This is a genomic window from Desulfobulbus sp. (assembly GCF_030824455.1).
Classification (GTDB): Bacteria; Desulfobacterota; Desulfobulbia; order Desulfobulbales; family Desulfobulbaceae; genus Desulfobulbus.
On sequence record NZ_JAVBXR010000113.1, the window covers coordinates 12,670 to 32,276 of the forward strand.

The following is a 19,607-nucleotide window of genomic DNA, read 5'->3' on the forward strand; positions in this document are numbered from 1 at the left end:
CGTGCGTTCAAACTGCTGGGAAATAACCTGGGAGCCACCGGCAAGGCCGGCGGCGGCGGGGAGGTTACGGCTCTTAACGTGTTGCTGGGGGATGATAGGCGCTCTTATGGAAAAACGGCCGCTCACGGCTGGAGGATAGAAAAAGTAAAGCTGATTTCGTACCACAACGGGATAAGCGATGCAAATATTTCTCGCCGGTCCCGGATCAGGCCGCCATTTCCCCGATCAGTCGTTCGGCGGTGAAAAACTTGGTTTGAAAGGCGGCGCGGGCCTCGTTGGAGCCGATGATTGCCACCAGATCCTGGTCCTGGAAGCGGAACTGGGGGCCGGGATTGGGCTCCAGCTGGTTGTCGCGGAGCACGCCCACCACCGAGACCCCAGTTTTTTTGCGGATCTCGGATTCACCGATGGAGCGGGCGACCAGCGGGCTGCCGGCGGCAATGGTCAGCCACTGGAGATCGAACTGCTGTTCGGCGGAACGGAACTGGGACAGGGTTTGATAGGGTTTGCTCTGGCTCATGCCGCTGACGAAATATTCCTGCCGCAGGGTCTCGGTCTGCCGCTGAATTTCGGTCACCGGGATGTGCAGGGCCAACAGCGCCTGCCGGGTCATTTCCAGGCCGGCTTCCAGTTCCGGGTAGACCAGATCGGTGACGTTCAGTTCGCTGAAGATTGCAAAAAAATCCGGGTCCGACAGTCGGGCCACCACCTCGATGCGGTTGTTGAGCCGCTGGGCATGGGCGATGATGGTTTGCGCTTCGACAATGCCGGGAATGGTGACCACCAGCAGGGCGGCGTCGCCCATCGATGCCGCCTCCAGCACGATTTCGTGGCTGGCGTCGCCGTAGACCACCGCGTGCCCGGCCTCCTTGGCCTGTTCGATCCGTCGCTGATCGAGTTCAATCACCACAAAGGGTCGGGCCAGACGGTGGAGGGCGGCCGCAATCTGCATCCCCACCCGGCCGCCGCCGGCAATCACCACATGGCGGCTGAATCCCTTGTCCGGAAAGTTGATTGATTCCAACAATTCCTTCTGGAACCACCGCTTTTTCAGGGCGTACAGGCGGGCGGTCTGGGCTGAGATAATCGGCGTCAGCACCATGGTCAGCACTGCCGTGGTCAGCACCAGGTTGTAAAAATCGTGGCTGATCGATCCGCTGGACACGCCGATCCGGGCCAGGACAAAGGAAAATTCGCCGATCTGGAACAACCCCAACCCCACGGCGACGGGAACGACGTTGCCGTAGCGAAACAGCCAGGAGACGCCGGCAAAGATCAGGCTCTTGCCCAGGCTGACCAGCAGCACCAGCAGCAGGATGGAGCCGAAATGATCGACCATGAAACCAGGGTCAAGCAGCATGCCCACCGAGGCGAAAAAGAGCAGGCCAAAGACGTCGCGCAGCGGGATGATGTCGCTTAAGGCCTGGTGGCCGTAGTCGGACTCGTTAAGCACCATGCCGGCGATGAAGGCGCCAAAGGCAAACGACAAGCCAATGAGATAGGTGGCGTAGCCAATGCCCAGACCAATGGCGATGATCGCCAGGAGAAAGAGCTCGCGCGAACCGATCTTGGCGATGCGGCGCATCAGCCAGGGCAGCAGCTTAATGCCCAGGACGAACATGCAGAGCAGGAACAGGGCGGCCTTCACCGCCGCTTGGCCGAGATGGGCCATGCCGGCGGCCGGATCGTTCATCAGCGGCAGGATGATCAGCATCGGCACCACCGCCAGATCCTGGACAATGAGCATGCCGATCATCACCTTGCTCGACAGCGTCCCCAGCCAGCCCTGGTTCATCAGGGTTTTGAGGATCACCATGGTCGACGACAGCGAGATCAGGGCCCCGAACCAGATCGAGGTTTTGAGGTCCCAGCCCAGCATCTGGCCAATGCCCATGCCCAGGGCCAGGGTCAAACCGATCTGCAGCGGCGTGCCGATCAGGGCAATCCATTTGACCGGTTTGAGGTCTTTATGGGAAAACTCCAACCCCAGGGCAAAGAGCAACAAACCCACCCCGATTTCGGCCAGGAGTTCGATGTCGTGGGCGTCGGAGATGGTCAGGCCGCCGGTGTGGGGGCCGAGGATGACGCCGGCCAGGATGTAGCCGAGAATCAGCGGTTGCCGCAGCCGCTGCATCAAGAGGCCGCAGAAAAAGGAGGTCAGGACAAGGAGGATGATGTCGGTGGCGATGCCCATGGTGATCCGTTATGGCCGGCGCGCGGCCGACTGCACTTGAGGGAGAAAGGGATTTGTGCAAAGGGGCAACTATACCAACAGCAGGGAAAATGGCCAGTGGATTTCGTTGTGCGTCCCGCCTTCCCGGCAGACGTTCCGATGAGGGATCGATTGCCAGCAACCTGGCGGCAACGGAAAGGAGAGCGGGCGGCGAAAGTCAGCGCAGGGGCAGTTGAACAATAAAGGTTGTGCCGACTCCAGGCTCAGTCTCAAAACGCAGTTTGCCCTGGTGCTTGTCGACCACCACGTTGCGGGCCAGGGCCAACCCCTGGCCGGTGCCCTTGCCGATCTTTTTGGTGGTGAAGAACGGTTCGAAAATGCGATGTTGAATAGCCGCGGGGATGCCGCCGCCGGTGTCGGCGATGCGAATCTCCATCCATTCGCCGTCGATCCGGGTCGACAGGCGGATGACGCCCTTGCCTTTGCGGCCGCCGTCAGTCACGTCGGCAATGGCGTGGGTCGCGTTGACAATGATGTTGAGCAACACCTGGTTAATTTCGCCGGGCAGGCAGAGCAGCATCGGCAGGTCAGGCGCAAGGTCGGTTTCCGTTTCGGCGATGTATTTCCACTCGTTGCGGCTGACGGTCAGGGTGTTTTCCAGGGCGTGGTTGATGTCGACCAAGACCTTTTCTTCGGAGCCGGGATGAGAAAACTCGCGCATGGCCCGGACAATGGCGCCAACCCGGTTGATGCCGTCCATGCTTTGTTCGATGGTCTTCGGGATTTCGTCGAGGAAAAAGGGAAGATCGGCCCGTTGGATCGTTTCCTCCAGGGGCGAGGCCAAGTCCATGGCCGCTTGGTTATGTTTCAAGGCCTGGGCAAGCTGTTCGGCGCAGGTGCAGATTGCTGTTATGTCCTTGAAACTGTCGCTAAGAAAACGGAGGTTGTCGCCGACGTACTGCACCGGAGTGTTGATTTCATGGGCAATGCCGGCTGCCAGTTGGCCAATGGCTTCGAGCTTTTGCGTCTGATGGAGTTCCTGTTCCATAAGCAATTTTGCGGTCACGTCTTCCAGCAGGCCAACCGCAGCGGTTATTGCGCCGCCGTCTGCAAAGATCGGGCTGATCACGACGCGAAAGATCCGCTCGCTGTCGGCAGTGTTGAATTTGGCGGTTGCTTCCTGGGGTGTGCCGCACTCGAAGACCGCTGCGGCCGAGAACTCGGCAAAGGCCTGCTCCCGTCCCTGCTGATCGAAGAAATCAAGCAGATTGCCGCCCTCGGTGTCGGCCATTGTCTTGGGAAACCATGTGCGCATCTGTTTGTTGACCTGCAGGATTTCCATGCCAGGGCTGATCATCATCACCCCGATGTGCAGATTGTCCATGATGGACCGCAGTTTTTCCTCGGAGCGGCGAAGCGAATGCTCTGTCTGTTTCAGTTCGGTGATGTCCAGGCCGATGCCCACCAAACCGGCCAGCTCCCCGGTGCTGTCGTTGAAGGTGGCCTTGTGGAGAAGCGAGTATTTCAGGGAACCGTCGGCGTGTGCGCTCACCCGCTCGTCCACCTGAGCGCCGCGGTTTTGGAGGAGTTCCAGATCCATTGCGTGCAGTTCGGCGGCCAGTCGTGGTTGGTGCACATCAAAGGTCGTTTTGCCGATGACCGAATCCCGCCGGCGATGGAAGGTTTCTTCAAAGGCCCGGTTGCATCCCAGGTACACGCATTGGGTGTCTTTGTAATAGATGGGCACGGGGATGGCGTCGAGCAGGGTCTGGAGAAAATAGAGCTGTTCGTCAAGCAATCGGGTGCGGGCCGCAACCTCGCGCTCCAGCAAACGGTTGGCGTACTGTTCCTGCAGTTCAAGCCGCTGGCGCCGCAGGGCGTTTTCCACCGTGATCAGCGCCAGATTGGCGGTGAATGGCTTGAGGATATAGCCGTAAATCCCCAGATCGATAATTTCTTTGACCTGCTCGGGATCGTCTAAAACACTGGCGATGACCACAGCCACCTCTGGATAACGCGTTTTTGTGTGCCGGATTAGGTCAAGGCCTGTCTCTCCGGGCATGTCGATATCGGTGATCAGGAGGTCAAAGGGCGTTTCGGTCAGCAACCGCTTGGCCTGGGCCACGTTCTCGGCGGCCTGACAGAAGTGGCCGGCCTTTTCCAGGAGTGCAGTGAGCAAGCTGCGAATATACGGTTCGTCGTCAACGATAAGAATGGCATCCATCTCATTTTTCCTCGGGAACGCTTTTGCCGGCCTTGGCGATACGATTGCTCCTTTTCACAATCGGTTGCGGGGAAGACAGCGCTGAACGCAAACACAGCTTCACGGCAGAGATGAGGGCAGGGCTGAGGGCGCATCCAACGCCTGGCGCACAGCCTGGAGAAGTTCGGCAATGGCAACCGGTTTGTACAGCACCGTTGTTCGTAGGTCGGTCAGCTCTTTGTGGCGGATGTTTTCCGGCGCATACCCGCTGACAAAGACCCCTTTGATGTCGGGTTGCAGTTTGCGAATCGCCTCCATGGCAAGCTTGCCGTTCATTTTCGGCATCACCAGGTCAAAGAGGAGCAGGTCGATTGTACCCCAATGATCCTCGAATTTTCGCACCCCGTCCTCGCCGTTGACCGCTTCGATGACCGTGTAGCCGTTTTGTTCCAGGATGGAGGCGAACAGCTCGCGCACCGCTGGTTCGTCCTCGGCAAGGAGGATCGTCTCCCGGCCGCCGGGTGGCTTCAGCTGCGCCGGAGGGATGGATGCGGAGGGCTCCTGCTCCGCGATCAACGGCAAAAAGAACCTGAACGTGGTTCCCTTGCCTGGCTCGCTCGCGGCCTCGATGTGACCCTGGTGCTCCCTGATGATGCCGTAGACGACCGCCAGTCCCAGTCCCGTTCCCTTGCCCACTTCTTTGGTGGTGAAAAAAGGCTCAAAGATTTTGTCCAGGATTTTTTGCTCCATCCCCTTGCCGGTGTCGGTCACCGTGATCCGCGCATACGGGCCCGGGGCGCCGAGGCCATGGGCGGCAACAAATGCCTGATCCAGCTGCACGCACTCGGCGGCAATTAAGAGGCGTCCGCCGACGGGCATGGCGTCGCGGGCGTTGGTGGCGAAATTCATCAACACCTGTTCCAGTTGGTGGCCGTCGGCAAAGACCATCAGCGGTTGTTTGACCAGCTGGGTGTCGCATTGAATGTCTTCGCCGATGATCCGGCGGATCAGTTTTTCGATCCTGACAATGACGGCGTTGACGTCGACCGGTTTTTTCTTGCTGCCCTGCTTGCGGCTGAACAACAGGAGGTCTTTGGTCAGATGGGAGGCCCGCAGTCCGGCCTCGATGATGGTGCGGACGCTTTTGCGCGCCGGATGATCCATGGTCAGATGTTCAAGGGCCATCTCTCCATAGCCGAGGATGGCAGACAAGATGTTATTGAAATCGTGGGCAATGCCGCCGGCCAAGGTGCCTATGGTCTCCATTTTCTGGGCCTGGCGATACTGTTCCTCCAGCTGGCGATTGGTGGTAACGTCTCGAATGATTTCAATAACCCCGTCCAGTTCCCCTGATTGGCCGACGACCGGAACCGCGCGTATTTCAAACTCCCGGCCCATTTCCAGCGACGACAAACACGCAATTTCATTCTGACGGCTGACGAGGCTGCGCGCCACAGGGCAGGAATCGCATTTTTCTTCCCGATTCCAGAAGGCCAGGTGGCAGACTTTGTTCCGCAATTCCGCGCCGCTTTTCCCGTGGAACATTTGCTGCGCCGCTGCATTCACCCAGCGGACTTCAAGCTGCGGCGAGAGGTGGACAATGCCGTCCGGGACGTTGTCGAGCAAGGCGCGGTATTCCTGGGACAGACTGCGGTAGCGTTCCTCCTGTTCTTTGAGCAGCACCTGGGTTTGTTTGCGTTCGGTAACGTCGCGGGCGATGCCGAAGAGTCCGTTGATGTTGCCCTGTTGATCAAAAATCGGACCTTTGGTCACCGAAAAGATCTGCTGTTTCCCCGCGCGCGCGATCAACTGTTCCTCTTGGGTCAGCAACCGTCCCGATTCGATGATGGTGCGATTGTCTGCCTGCAGCATTGCCGCCGTCTCGGGAGAAAAGAAAGCGCTGTCGTCCTGGCCGATGACCTCGTTGACCGTTTGCCCGATAAAATCGGCTGCCGCCTGATTGCAGAGAAGATAGCGGCCCTCGCGATCTTTGACAAAGACGGAGTCGGAGGTTCCGTCCAGCACGGCGCGCATCAGCTGCTCGCTTGCGGCCAAATTCTTTTCAGCCTTTATCCTGCGCTGCTTTTCGGCCTGTTCGGCGAGGCTGCGTTCGATGGCGGGAATAAGGCGAAAGAGGCGATCCTTGAGCACAAAGTCGCTCAGCCCGCTCTTGAGCAGTTCAACGGCGGTTTCCTCGCCAATGCTGCCGGACACCAGGATGATCGGAACCCCTGGTTTGCTTGCCTTGAGCGATTCCAAGGTTACGGTGAAATCAAGCCCCGCCACCCGGTAATCGGAGAGAATCAGATCCCAGCCGTCTTCGCGCAGGGCGGCGGTCAATTCTGCGGAATCCCTGACCCAGCGGAGTTCGGCCTGCAAAGCGCTGCGGCGGATCTGGCGATCAATCAGCAAAAAATCGGCCTGCTCATCCTCAATCAGCAGGATTTTTAATGGGCTTGGCATGCGGTAACCGGAATCTGGTTGATGGCGACCCAGTAAATGCCGAGGCGGGCGACGGTCTCGGCAAATTCGGAGAAATCCAAGGGCTTGCGGACAAAGCTGTTGGCGCCGGATTCATAGCTGCTCAGGCGGTCTTGCTCCTCGTCGGAGGAGGTGAGGATGACCACCGGCGTCAGTTTGGTGCGCGGATCGGCGCGTATCCTTTCCAGCACCTCCAGGCCGGAAAGCCTGGGCAGGCTGATGTCCAGGAGGATAACCGTCGGCAGGGCGCGACCGGTCGGGGTGTGAAATTCGCCTTGATTGAACAGATAATCAATGGCTTGCTGGCCATCGCGCGCCACATCGACGCGGTTGGCGACATGGGCCTTTTTCAGCGCCCGCAGGATCAGCATTTCATCCTGGGGATTGTCCTCGACGAGCAAAATGGCGGTGCTGTTCACGTTTTCTCTCCTTGTTCTTCGCTGCAGTGCGGCAGGCTGAAACAGAGTGTTGCGCCTTGGTCCTTGCAGCCCTTGGCTTCCAATATCCCGCCGTGCCGGTGGATGATGCGTTGCACCGTGGCGAGCCCAATGCCGATGCCGGGAAACTCCTCCTGGCGGTGGAGTCGCTGGAAGGGTTGGAAGAGTTGCGCCGCGTGCGCCATGTCAAACCCGGCGCCGTTGTCCTCGACACAGATGAAATGGTGGGTTTCCGTTGTTCGGGAGAAAACCCGAATGGCGGCCGCCTCGCGTTTTGACGTATATTTCCAGGCGTTGTCGAGGAGATTGCGCATCACCAGCTCCAGCATGGCGGCGTCGCCCTGGACAATCAACCCTGGTTCCACCTCCAGGCGAACCTGCCTGTCCGGCGCCTGCTGGGCAAGTTCGGCAAACAGCCGGCGCGCAATGGCCGACAGGTCAACCGGATTGCGTTGCAGTTGTTTGCGGGTGCTGCGCGACAGGGTCAATAACCCGTCGATCAGCTCGGCCATCCTACGGCCGCCGAGGATGATCTGCTCCAGATACACCCTGGCCTCGCCCTCCAGTTGGTTGCCGTAATCTTCAATCAAGGCCTGGGAAAAACCGCTCATCGCCCGCAAGGGGCCGCGCAGATCGTGGGAAACGGCATAGGTGAAACTTTCCAGCTCGCTGTTTGCCGCCGACAGTTCGGCGGTGCGCTCGGCCACCCGTCGTTCCAGATGGGCATTGAGACGGTGGATTTCCAGTTCCGCCAGTTTGTGCCGGGTGATGTCCTCGGAAAAAATTACAATGCCGCCAACCACGCCGTCGGCGGCAAACCAGGGGCGAACCTCCCAACGCAGCCATTGCACCGAGCCGTCCGCCCGTTTGAAGCGGTCGGCCTCCTTGCGGATCACTTCGCCCGCCAGAGCCCGTCGATGCACCGCCTTCAACTCTTCCCCAATCTCGGGAAACATCTGGTAATGGCTGCAGCCAACAAGGTCGCGGCCGCTAAGCGCGTAGTCGTCCAGCCAGCGTCGGCTGACGGCAAGGTAGCGCATTTGATCGTCAAACATGGCCAGCGAGGCCGGGGCGTGTTCGATGAACAATTTGAGCCGCGCCTCGCTCTCGCGCAGTTCCCGCTCGGCGCGACGACGGGCGCTGACGTCGACATGGGTGCCGACCAGACGGACAATCCGGCCTGAATCGTCCTTGACCGGAAAGGCCCGCGAGAGGATGTTGAGATACTCGCCGTTTTGATGCCGGAGGCGAAATTCGGTTTCCAGCCGATCGGTTTTTCCCGCCAGCAGTGCCTCCACCAGGCCAAGGGTTCGTTCCCGGTCGTCGGGATGGGTCAACGTTTTCCAGGTGTCGAAATGATGCCGCAACTCGTTTGGTTGGTATCCGAGCATGTTGATCCACTGCGGCGAAAGATAGACCTCGTCGGTGCTCAAATCCCAGTCCCACACGCCGTCGTTGGCCCCGCGCATGGCCAACTGGAACCGTTCCTCGCTTCGGCGGAGTTCCTCTTGGGCGATTTCCTGCAGTTTTCTGCGCTCTTCGGCCTGCCGGCGGGCGCGATGCAGGTGTTCGTTGAGATAACTGGCGAGGATGCCGGAGCCGATCAGCATCCACCATTGGAACAGGTCGTACGGCTCTTGCATGCCCAGGCTGTACAACGGCGGGATGCCGAAATAATCAATCCCGAGCGCGGCGACGGCGGTGGCCAGCAGGCCGGGGCCTAATCCCCCCAGCACCGAGCTGAGGATAATGGGTAGCATGAACAGGATAAGCAATGGTCGCTCCCCGAAGGAGACAGAGATCGCCAACCGGACCAGCAGCATGGAGACGGTCACCAGCAGGGCGAAACAATAGGCGACCCAGCGGGGCAATCGCTCGCTTGACCGGATGAGGGCGGAAGTTTCGGCCGATTGTCGATCGGTCCGGTCGGGGATGAGGCACAGGGCCAGGAGCAGCAGCAGGGCGGTGAGGAGAATAAAGGCGATGCCCTTGGCGGTCGACAGCCGGGTTAGCGCGGCGACGTCAGTGAAGGCCAGAAGCAGACGGTCGGAGAAAAAAATCCATGCGGAACCGAACACGATGTACCCGACCGTGGCATGCGCAATAAACCGATTTCGGGCCGAAAGGTTCATGAAACCCCCGTAAGCGATAGGAACGAATGGTTATTTTGAAATCATACCACGCCTGTGCGAGAAAAGCGTTGAAAGATTGCAATGGCGACCTTGGCGCGCCCCTAACTCAGCCCTGATCGATCACGGATCGCACCTTCTGGACCAACTGACTGGCGGAAAAGGGTTTTTCGAGAAAGTGCAGGCTCGCGTCCATGCCGCCGCCGTGGTGGGCGAGAATGTCTGCGGTGTACCCGGACATGAACAACACCTTGATTGCTGGAAGCAGTTCCAGCACGCGGCGGGACAGCTCGCGGCCGTTCATATCCGGCATGATCACGTCGGTGAGCAACAGGTCAATCGTCTCCTGCCGACGGTGGACAAGCTCCAGGGCCTGGAGCGGATTTTGGGCGACCAGCACGGTGTAGCCATGTTGCTCCAGGATAAAGGCTCCCATTTCGAGGATGACGGTTTCGTCTTCCACCAGAAGAATGGTTTCCGCGCCGCAGTGCATCCGGTTGCCCTTGGCGGTCGGCAGCGCCTGGGAGGCGGTTGTGACCCTGGGCAGGGAGATGCGGAAGGTCGTGCCCCGCAAAGGTTCGCTGGCAACGGCAATCGCCCCGTTGTTCTGTTTGACGATGCCGTACACCGTGGCCAATCCCAGGCCAGTGCCCCGGCCTTCTTCCTTGGTGGTGAAAAAAGGTTCGAAAATCTTTTCCTGGGTCTGCCGATCCATGCCGCAGCCGTTGTCGGCAATCGACAGTTGCACATAGTCGCCGGGGGAGAGATCAGGACAGTCGGCGCAATCCGCCGGGTCGACCGTCACATTGGCGGTGTGAATGATCAGGCGGCCGGGCCCGTCAATGGCGTCGCGGGCGTTGACCGCGAGATTGGCGAGCACCTGGCCGATCTGGGTGGCGTCCATCCGCACCTGCCAGAGATTGGGGCCAGGATTCCATTGCAGGTCGATGTTCTCGCCGATCAGACGGTGCAGCATCTTCAGCGATCCGGAGATGGTCTCGTTGAGATCAAGAATCCGGGGCGCGATCACCTGTTTGCGGGCAAAGGCCAGCAGTTGCCGGGTCAGGTCAGCCGAGTGTCGGGCCGCCTTGTGCACCTCGTACAGCCGTTTGTAGAGCGGATGCTGTTCCTCCAGCTCGTTTAAGGTCATCTCCACATAACTGCTGATCACGGTCAGCATGTTGTTGAAATCGTGCGCCACGCCGCCGGCCAAACGTCCCACCACCTCCATCTTTTGCGATTGCAGCAGTTGGCCCTCCAGTCGCCTCTTGGCGTCTTCGGTGCGCCTGCGTTCGGTGATGTCCCGACTGACGCCCCGGTAGCCGCGAAACCGACCGGCTGGATCAAACACCGGTACAGCGCTGGATTCGAGGATCACCTCCACGCCGTCCTTCCTGACAAAGCTCAAACACAGTTGGCTGTAAGGCCGCAGACCGGCGATCATGTCGGTGCAGGCCTGCACGGCCTCGGCAGGGTTGTTCTCGGCCAGCAGTTCCACCCAGGACAGGCCGACGCAGTCGTCCGGGGCGTAACCCAGCATGTCCAGGGATCGCGGGCTGGCGTAGGTAAAGCGGTGATCCGCGCCGGTCTCCCAGATGAAATCGCTGATGCTTTCCACCAGATCGGTGTACCGTTTGGCGCTTTCCGCCCGCAATTTCTCCATGACCCTGCGTTTGCTCTGGTCGCGGAACACCAGGACCACGCCGGCAATGACTCCCGCCTCGTTGCGAATCGGCGCGCCGCTGTCGGCAATCGGCCTGCGGGTGTCGTCCTTGGCAATCAGCAGGATGTGATTGCTCATTTGCACGATCACCCCGTGGTGCAAAACCCGTTCAACCGGCGATTCCACAGGCTCTCCGGTGTCTTCGTTGATCACCCGGAACACGGCGCCCAGCGGTTTGCCCAGGGCCTCGGTTTCCAGCCAGCCGGTCAGCGATTCGGCCACCGGGTTCATGCGGGTGATCAGGCCGGCGGCGTCGGTGGCAATGACGCCCTCGCCGATGCCGTAGAGGGTGGCGCGGATCTCTTCGCGGGTTTGCCGATGTTGCTGTTCTTCCTGGAGCAGGGCTGCATTCAAGGATTTTTGTCGGGAAAGGCTGGCAAGCTGCACCAAAAAACCGGCGACAGTGGTCGCCAGGACCACCAGCAGCATGATTCCCCCGACGCGGTAGCGGGCTTCGGCGGCGATTTCCGCGAAATCGAGTTTGGTGATCATGAACCAGTCGGTTTCCGGGACGCGATTCAAATAGGCCAGTGTTTCGACATTGCGGTAATCCGCCCCGCGAACAACGCCGGTTGCGCCGAGAACGGCCTGAACTGCAGGCGAGGAGGTTCGGGTGAGCGGGTGGCGAAACGACAGTCCGGAAATGGCGCCGTGCCGGGGTTGGTTGAGCAGAAGCGCACTCTCGCCGTCCCGTCCCACCAAAAGCGATTCCGCGTTGCCGTGAGCAATCGGCCAGGATTGGATCATCGGGTACAGGTCGCGCTGCGGGTCGGCCACCAGCAGGAGCACCAGGGCCACCTTGTCGCCGTCAAACACCGGCGCCGCCACATTGACGTGGATCCGGTTGCAGTTGTTGCAATAAAAGAAATCGCCCAATACCGCCTGTTTCGAGGCGACAACCTGCCGCAGGAGGATCTGTTCCTCACTCTCGAGTTGGGTGACGCGCGGCAGCAGCGAGAGGCGAATGCGACCCTCGCCGTCGGCCATGATCATGTTGAAGTAGCCTTCGTTCTCACGAAAAAATTGCAGCCGTTGCCTGAGGTCTTCAAGCGTCCCGGCATGGCCGGTTTGCAGCCATTGCAGGGCAAGGAAACGGACCATGCCCGACGCGTTCATCCGCGCGTCGGCCAGCCGCTCCTGACGCCAGGCGAGCAGTTGGTTGGTTTTCAGTTGGGCGATTGCTTCAAGATTGGCGGCGTGCTCCGCCTGGATGCTTCGCTCCTGCTGGCGGTACAACCCGTAGCCGGCGGCAACAAGGCCGGCGCCGACCAGGCAAAGCAGGGCCAGCAGCGGCCAGAGCTTACTGACAGGCTGTTTGGGGGCAATTGATGCGGGGCAGGTCGGAGAGGGGTTCATGATCTATTAACCATACAATGCTTCAGCGGTTTTCGGACAGTAAAATCCGCCGCCCGGGCCAGTGCCCAGGCGGCGGATTGGCGCCGACAACCCTTGAAGAAGGGGGAACAACAATAGTTCAAACTTTGAATTTTTTGACCAGCGTTTCCAGTTGCTGGGCCAACTCGGAAAGACTCTGGGCGCTGCTCTGCACCTGAGCGGAGCCATCGCCCACCTGGGTCGATTGCTGGCTGATCTCGGTGACGTCGCGGGTGATGTCGGCCACCACAACCGAGCTTTGCGCCACGTTTTCGTTGACTTCGGCAATGCCCTGGGAAGCCTGGGCGATGTTGCCGGCGATTTCGCTGGTGGCCGCCGACTGCTCTTCCACGGCGGTGGCAATGGCGTTGATGACGCTGTTGATGTCGACGATGACCTCGGAAATCTTGGCGATGTCCTCAATGGCGCCGCCGGTGGTGGTTTGCATGTCGCTGATTTGATTCTTGATGTCCACCGTGGCCTCGGCGGTTTGACGGGCCAGTTCCTTGATCTCGTTGGCCACCACCGCAAACCCCTTGCCCGCCTCGCCGGCGCGGGCCGCCTCGATGGTGGCGTTGAGGGCCAGAAGGTTGGTCTGTTCGGATATTTCAGTGATGGTTTCAGTCACCCTACCGATTTTTTTGGCTGATTCGCCCAGATCGGCCATCTTGGCCGAGGTGGCCTGCGATTGTTTCACGGCCGCGTCGGTGATGTTCCGGGCTTTTTCCGCGCTTTCGGCAATTTCGTTGACCGTGGCGGTCATCTCTTCGGTGGAGGAGGCGATCATGTTGACGTTGCTGGTGGACTGCTCCATGGCCGCCGACACCGAATGGAAGTTGGTGCTCATCTCTTCGGTGGCTGCGGCAACCGAGCCCGATTTGTCGGCGGTGTCTTTGGCGGCCGACGACAATTGCCGGGAGACAGCCGCCAGATCGGTGGACGACATCGAGAGGCTGTTGACGCCGATGATGATTTCCTTGATCATCGAGCCCAACTGACCAACCATCTGGTTGAGCGAGCGGGCCATCAGGCCGATCTCGTCGCCCTGGTTGACGTCCAATTTACTGGTGAAGTCGCCGCCCGCCATGGTTTCGGCAAAGGCGGCGGTTTTGCGCACCGGTCCGGTGATTGCCCGGGTGAGAAAAACGGCAAAGGCAACGCCGAGCAACAGGGCGACCGTGGAGAGCAGCAGCATAGTGCGGATGGCGGTCTGGCCTGTCGCGATGAGCGAGGCTCCGAGATCGGTCTGATCCTTGACGTAGGTGGTGAGAATTGCGGAAACCAGGTTGGCAATTTCATCGCCGAGTTTGGTCAATGTCCCGTTGTAGACCGTGTTGCGGCCCATGGTCGCCTTGGCCATCTGGTTGAACGCGTCGATGTAGGTTTTGGCGTCGGTCAGAATTTTCTGCGCTTTGGCCCTGCGCTCCGCATGGGCTCCGCCGGCCACTTGCCCGAGGAGTTCCTGCATTTTGGCGTTTTCCTCCACCACCAGGGCCGCGTCTTTTTCGGTGGCGGTGGCCAAGAAGCGCTGCGCGTAGAGCCTGGCCAGCAGCATGTGCTGGGTCGCCAGGGCAGCCTTAGTGGTGGCGTCAAAGTCCTGGTCGTTTTTGGCCGAGGTCATGACGACGTTCATGTCGTTTTGCATCACCGGGCCCAGACCCCGCAGGACATCGTTGATAATGCGGTCGCTCTCCTTGATGTCGTTGATAAGCTGTTCAAAGGCGGTTTGATAGGCGTCGGCGTTGTGGTCGATCTCGGCGATCTTAGCCGCGCGTTCAGGATTTTTAATCCGCGTTTTGGCTTCGTTCAGGGCGGCCTGCAGCTTGCCCATGAATTCTTTGTATTCCTGCTGATCCTTGTCGCTGTGGGTGATCATGAAATCTTTAACCTGCATCCGCACTTCAAGCATCATCTCTTGCAGATGGAACACATGATTGGAGTTGGCGGCCCGCCGGTCGTATTCATTGACGCCGCTGGCCGCCGTCTTCAGTCCATTCCAGGAAAAGAACGACACAATGAGCAGTAAGGCGAGAATGAATCCGAAACCGCTACCGATTTTTACCGATAATTTGAGCGTGTTCATGGCTGTTTCCGTCACTGGAGGTTATTGTTGAGTTGCTCTTTTCTGTATATGTTGGCGAGAAATTCAGTCGCGTCGTCGATGTTGCTGTCTAAATATGCCACAAATCGCGGGGAAAGATGTGGATATTTATTGTTGGTGATGTTAATTTCGTTGTCCATGATCAAGAGAATCCGGAAATTTTCATATTCTTCGCGCAGGTCGAGCAAATCGCTGATGTCGGCGTCGTCGAGCGCAAAGAGAATGATGACGTCGTTGCTGCGAAGGTGCAGACACAGCGGCGAGTCAAATCGGGAGCCGGGAGGCAACGTGATCAAGGTGCTGTTCAGGGGCAATTGCCGCATATAATCTTCCACCCGACGGAAAGATTCCGACTCTCTGGCCGCATACAAAAAAATATTTTTCATCCTTTCCTCCGAGTGCGGGTTGCACGTTGGCAAAGCATGCCGCCTCCCAAGGCTATGCAGAATTGTTGCCAGAGCTGCACGATCTCTGTCATAAATAAATTTTGTTGTATTTGAGGAGGTTGCCGTGAAAAAGGCAGGTGCTGCCACTAAGCGGAGGAGTTGCTGACAGTCTGCTCAGGCGAGTTGTCCAGTTTCTTGGACAGACGGTTGTCTAATTATTCAGACAACGAGGCGAGGCAAGGCGGATGCGGTAGCGCGTTGATTTGCCGGCAGGCGTGGCTTGCACAATGCAAACGGCCTGTGAGCGGGAAAGGAGAAGGCGCTTATTGAAGCGGCTCCATTGTGGAACCGATGTCGTGGAGGCTCATCAGTTGGTACAGGCGGGCGCGGGAAAGGCCGGAGACCAGGCAGGCCTCTTTGACGCTGCCTTGGGTCGAGTGCAGGAGTTGCCGCAGGTATTCGCGCTCTTTTGCCGATCTGAAATCCTTCCAGGTCGGGAGGGACGCTCCAGAGGTCCGGGAATGAGCATCTCCAGAGGGGGCAGCGTCGTTTTGCATGTTCTCCAGGGTCTTGCGCACCCGGATGTGGTCAGGCAGGTGATAGGCAAAGAGGGTGTGGTGGTGAACGGCGTTTGCAAAGACCTGTTCCAGGGTTTGCTGCAGTTCGCGAACGTTGCCCGGCCAATCGTAGGCATGCAGGTGTTCGAAAAATTCGTCGGCAACGCCTTTGGAGCCAATTTTAGCCCGATCACAGAGGCGGGCAAGGAAGTGGCGACTCAGGGGGCGAATGTCTTCCTTCCTGTCCCGTAGGCGCGGCAGGTGGAGGGAAAGAGAGCGGAGGCGGTAGAGCAGGTCGGTACGAAAAGCGCCCGAGGCCGCATCCTGGTCAAGGTCGCGGTTGGTGGCCGCTATGACGCGGAAATTGCTGTATTCTTCCTTGGCGGCCCCGACCGGGCGAAACCAGTGTTCCTGCAGGACGCGGAGAAAGGTTTTTTGCATCCGCTCGGGCAATTCGCCCACCTCGTCAAGAAACAGGGTGCCGTTGTGGGCCATCTTGATCAACCCGGCAGAGGCGCGGTCAGCGCCGGTGAAGGCCCCTTTGACGTGGCCAAACAGGGTGCTTTCGATCAGGGTTTCCGGCAAAGAGGCGCAATCAACCACCACAAAGGCCTGCTCGCTCCGGTTGGAATTGTCATGAATGGCCCGGGCAAAAATCTCCTTGCCGACGCCGGTTTCGCCGGTAATCAAGACGTTGGCATCGCTGGCCGCCGCACTGGCCACCTGATCCAGGCAAGCGCCCAGGCATGAGCTTTTGCCGATGATCGCGTCGCGTTTGAGGGCGGTCGGGATGCGGTCGATCCGCTTTTTTTCCTCACGGTATTGCAGAGCGCGGGTCAGGGGCAGCAGCAGATTGCGCAGCACGTGCGGCTTTTCCAGGTAACTCCAGGCGCCGGATTGGATCGCCTTTTTGGCGCCGTCCGGGTCGCCGGAGCCCGTCATGATGATGATTTGCGGTTGGGAAGGGGCGTCTGCCAGGGCGGGAAAGGCGTCCAGGCCGTTGCCGTCGGGCAGTTGCACGTCAAGAAAGACGACGTCAAAGGGGCTGCAACGCGCGTGCGCCACGCCGTCGGCAAGCGTTGCGGCAATGGCGACGACGTGGTTGGCCTGTTGGAGATGGCTGGCCAGCATCTCGGTCAGCATGAAATCGTCGTCAATAATCAGAATATCGGCCATCTGCAAACACGTGTTGAGGCGTTTGCCGGAACTGCTGCGGTCTGTCAATAGGCCGTACAGTGAGCAAACACATTGAAACTGTTATAAAAGAATACTCTATTTCGCCTCCGTTGCACCAGTTCATTCTGCGGTGTTTGCGCGGCCGGCGGCAATGGCGTCGTCAAAAGATCCATCTCGAGGCCCAATCTCCGGCAACAGCACCTGAAAGGTTGACCCCTGACTCGGCCGGCTGAGCACCGCAATGGCGCCGTCGAGCTTTTTGACAAGGCTCAGCGCCAGGGGCAAACCCAGCCCCCGGCCGACAAATTTTTCCGAGTAAAAGGGATCGAAGATGTTGACCATCTGTTTTTCGTCGATGCCGCACCCGGTGTCGGTCACCTCCAAACTGCCATACCGCCGGCGGTCAGGCGTCCACCCTGCCGGGAACAGGTGGGGCGCGGCAATGGCTTCGCCGGCAATGGAGGCGACGCGCACCACAATCCGGCCGGGTTCGGGACCGATAATTTCCACCGCGTTGGTGATCAGGGCAGTCAGCACCTGCTCGAGTTGATGCGCATTGGCGGAAACTAGCGGGCCGGGCAGGGGACAGTCGATTTCCAGGGCAATATGACTTGGCAAGTCGTGGGTTGCCGCGGTCAGACAGTCGCGGCACAACTCGGCAAGATGGAGGGGGCTGCTCGCTTCGGCAAACTGACCGGTGTAGATCAGCAGGGCCTGCCCCAGGCCAATGGCGCGTTTGCTGCCTACCAGGGCGTTGGCCAGCAGGCTGCTGACCTTCGATTGAGAAACGCCTTCTTCCTGGGTCAGTTCAAGATTGCCGACCACGATGGTCAGCAGATTGTTGAAGTGGTGGGCCATTGCTCCTGCCATCCGCTCCAACCCCGCGTTCTTCAGCAGCAAACGCTCCTGGCGTTCCAGTTGGAGCCGGTAGCCGACGTCGCGGCTCAGGCCAAAGATCACTTGTTGTCCGCTCCACTCGCCCAAGGTCAGGTACGTTTCCACAGGGATCTTCTCGCCGGTTTTTCCGACCAGCGGCAATGGACAGGCATTGCGTTCTCCGGCCAGGACGGCGGCGACAACGGCCGCAACCTCCTCCTGTTTGTCCGCCGGATGCACCATCAGGATGTTGCGGCCGATCAGCTCTTCGGGCCGATAGCCCAGACGTCTGGCCGCCGCGGCGTTGAGATGGACGACGGCGCCGTTGGTGTCGAGGATGAACACCAGATCTTCGATTGTGTTGAACAGGGCGTCGAGATTTTGCTCATGCTGGCGAATCAGCGATTCCTGCTCCTTCTGGGCCAGGAAGGAGCCGAGGCGGGCAACGATTTGCTCCAGGGCGATTCGGCTGTAAGGCGCGATCTGGTCGGTTTGCCGCGAGGCCACGTTCAAGCAGGCGATCACCCGGTCTTGCGAGGCGATGGGGACGACGGCCATGGCCCGCAATCCCTCGTTGCAGAGCTCGGCATTGTCCACCAGCCGTCCCAGTTCCTCACAACAGGAGTAGAACGGTTGATTGCGCCGCGCCAGGCGGGCCTGAGGCGAGTCGGCGTCGTAGCGCGCAACAATGCGAACAAAGGTCTCCGACAGTCCCTGGTGCGCAGCCATGGTGATGCTGCCGTCGGTGCGGTCCGCCAGGTAGAGACCTCCGCAATCGGTTTGCGAAACCTCAATGGCCTTTGCCAGGCACAGGCGCAGGGCGTCCTGCTGCGAAGGGGCGGTGGTCAGCGCCACATGGAGATCCCGTTCGATGCGCAGCAGTTCCCGCGCCTGCTGCATGTCGGTGATGTCGGTGGCGGTACAGACAACGAATTCCACGGCGCCGTCCGTATCGCATTTGGGTGTTTTGGTGATGGCCATGTAACGGGGCTCGCTGTTGCCAAACAAAAGCCGCTGTTCATAGCGCAGAGGTTTTTTTTCGGTGAACACCTGGCGATTGCTGGCCAAGGCCAAGGGCAGGAGGTCCGGGCTGAGCACTGTTTCCAGGCGCTGGTGGGCCACTTCCGAGGGCGAACGGCCGAAGAAGCAGGCAAAAGCCTTGTTGACTGAACCGTAGGTTTCTGGGTCTTTGAGGTACCAGACGCCAACCGGTATAGAATCGAGCAGCAGTCGCTGTTCCAGGGTTTTTTTTCGGAGGTGGGTTTGGGCGCGGTTCTGCTCGGCAACGTCGATGATCACCGAGTGGAGCAAGGTTTGCCCCTGAAACGGCACTGGCACGGTGTACACGGCCACCGGGCGGATTTCGCCGGAATGCAGCAGGTGCTGAAATTGAAAGCAGAGTTGTTCGTAGGCAAGCGCGCGCTGCATGTCGCGCATGATGCTTTCCTTGGCAGCGATGTTCAGGGACATGATGGTCATGCCGCGCCAGGCGGCCTCGTCGTGTCCGTAAAACGTTCGCGCCGCCTCGTTGGCCTTAACGATGGCGCCATTCTCCGGATCAACCAGCAGTTGGACGGCTTGGTTGTGGTGGAACAGGACGCGATACCGCTCCTCGCTCTCCTGGAGGGACTGTTGCAGCCGCATGTCGGCTTGGCGCAACGAGTCGTGCAGCGCCCTGATCCGGAGGCTTCGGTCGCCAATCAGCAGACCGCCAACGCCGCCTATGAAAAAGGGAATGAGATGCTGCGCCGGTGTGTAGGGCCAGTGAAAGAGGAGCGTCTGCACGGTGTTGAACAGGCACAGGGCCAGAGCGCCGGCGAGGAAAGCAACCAGCAGAGCGAGAGAGCGGGGCATAGGGCGATGGCGTAGTGCAGGCGGACGGGGAACAGAAGAAGAGGCGGTCAATAAAAAAATGGTTTCTTAACAGGTTACAGAGAAAACAGCTAGTGAATTGCGTGCTGTTTGGATGGGGACCGCCTGGAATCCGTTTT

At 59.5% G+C, this 19,607-nt stretch carries 10 protein-coding genes; all 10 read right to left on the reverse strand.

What is annotated here, in order from left to right; translation table 11 throughout:
* Nucleotides 1-205 precede the first annotated feature (205 nt).
* Complete coding sequence (locus RCH93_RS14695) at nucleotides 206-2,194, reverse strand: cation:proton antiporter (RefSeq protein ID WP_306549169.1); 1,989 nt, start codon at nucleotides 2,192-2,194, stop codon at nucleotides 206-208.
* 196 nt (nucleotides 2,195-2,390) lie between these two features.
* The gene (locus RCH93_RS14700) at nucleotides 2,391-4,397 is read right to left on the reverse strand and encodes a PAS domain-containing protein (RefSeq protein ID WP_306549170.1); all 2,007 of its coding nucleotides are present in this window, start codon (nucleotides 4,395-4,397) and stop codon (nucleotides 2,391-2,393) included.
* 99 nt (nucleotides 4,398-4,496) lie between these two features.
* Nucleotides 4,497-6,839, reverse strand: a complete 2,343-nt coding sequence (locus RCH93_RS14705) for a response regulator (protein WP_306549171.1) — start codon at nucleotides 6,837-6,839, stop codon at nucleotides 4,497-4,499.
* The gene (locus RCH93_RS14710) at nucleotides 6,824-7,276 is read right to left on the reverse strand and encodes a response regulator (RefSeq protein WP_306549172.1); all 453 of its coding nucleotides are present in this window, start codon (nucleotides 7,274-7,276) and stop codon (nucleotides 6,824-6,826) included. The genes RCH93_RS14705 and RCH93_RS14710 overlap by 16 nt, the downstream gene beginning before the upstream one ends.
* A complete protein-coding gene (locus tag RCH93_RS14715) occupies nucleotides 7,273-9,426 on the reverse strand; it encodes a PAS domain S-box protein (RefSeq protein WP_306549173.1) in 2,154 nt (717 codons plus the stop codon). Before RCH93_RS14715 ends, RCH93_RS14710 begins: the two co-directional genes overlap by 4 nt.
* Nucleotides 9,427-9,532: 106 nt before the next feature.
* Entirely contained in the window at nucleotides 9,533-12,502 is a 2,970-nt protein-coding gene (locus tag RCH93_RS14720; protein ID WP_306549174.1) for a PAS domain S-box protein, read from the reverse strand.
* Between the two features lie 118 nt (nucleotides 12,503-12,620).
* Complete coding sequence (locus RCH93_RS14725; protein ID WP_306549175.1) at nucleotides 12,621-14,603, reverse strand: methyl-accepting chemotaxis protein; 1,983 nt, start codon at nucleotides 14,601-14,603, stop codon at nucleotides 12,621-12,623.
* An 11-nt stretch (nucleotides 14,604-14,614) separates the two neighbouring features.
* A complete protein-coding gene (locus tag RCH93_RS14730) occupies nucleotides 14,615-15,007 on the reverse strand; it encodes a hypothetical protein (RefSeq protein WP_306549176.1) in 393 nt (130 codons plus the stop codon).
* 323 nt (nucleotides 15,008-15,330) lie between these two features.
* On the reverse strand, nucleotides 15,331-16,740 hold the full coding sequence (locus RCH93_RS14735; protein ID WP_306549177.1) for a sigma-54 dependent transcriptional regulator: 1,410 nt from the start codon (nucleotides 16,738-16,740) through the stop codon (nucleotides 15,331-15,333).
* 120 nt (nucleotides 16,741-16,860) lie between these two features.
* Nucleotides 16,861-19,470, reverse strand: coding sequence for a PAS domain-containing sensor histidine kinase (locus tag RCH93_RS14740; RefSeq protein ID WP_306549178.1), 2,610 nt, complete (start codon nucleotides 19,468-19,470; stop codon nucleotides 16,861-16,863).
* Between the last annotated feature and the right edge of the window lie 137 nt (nucleotides 19,471-19,607).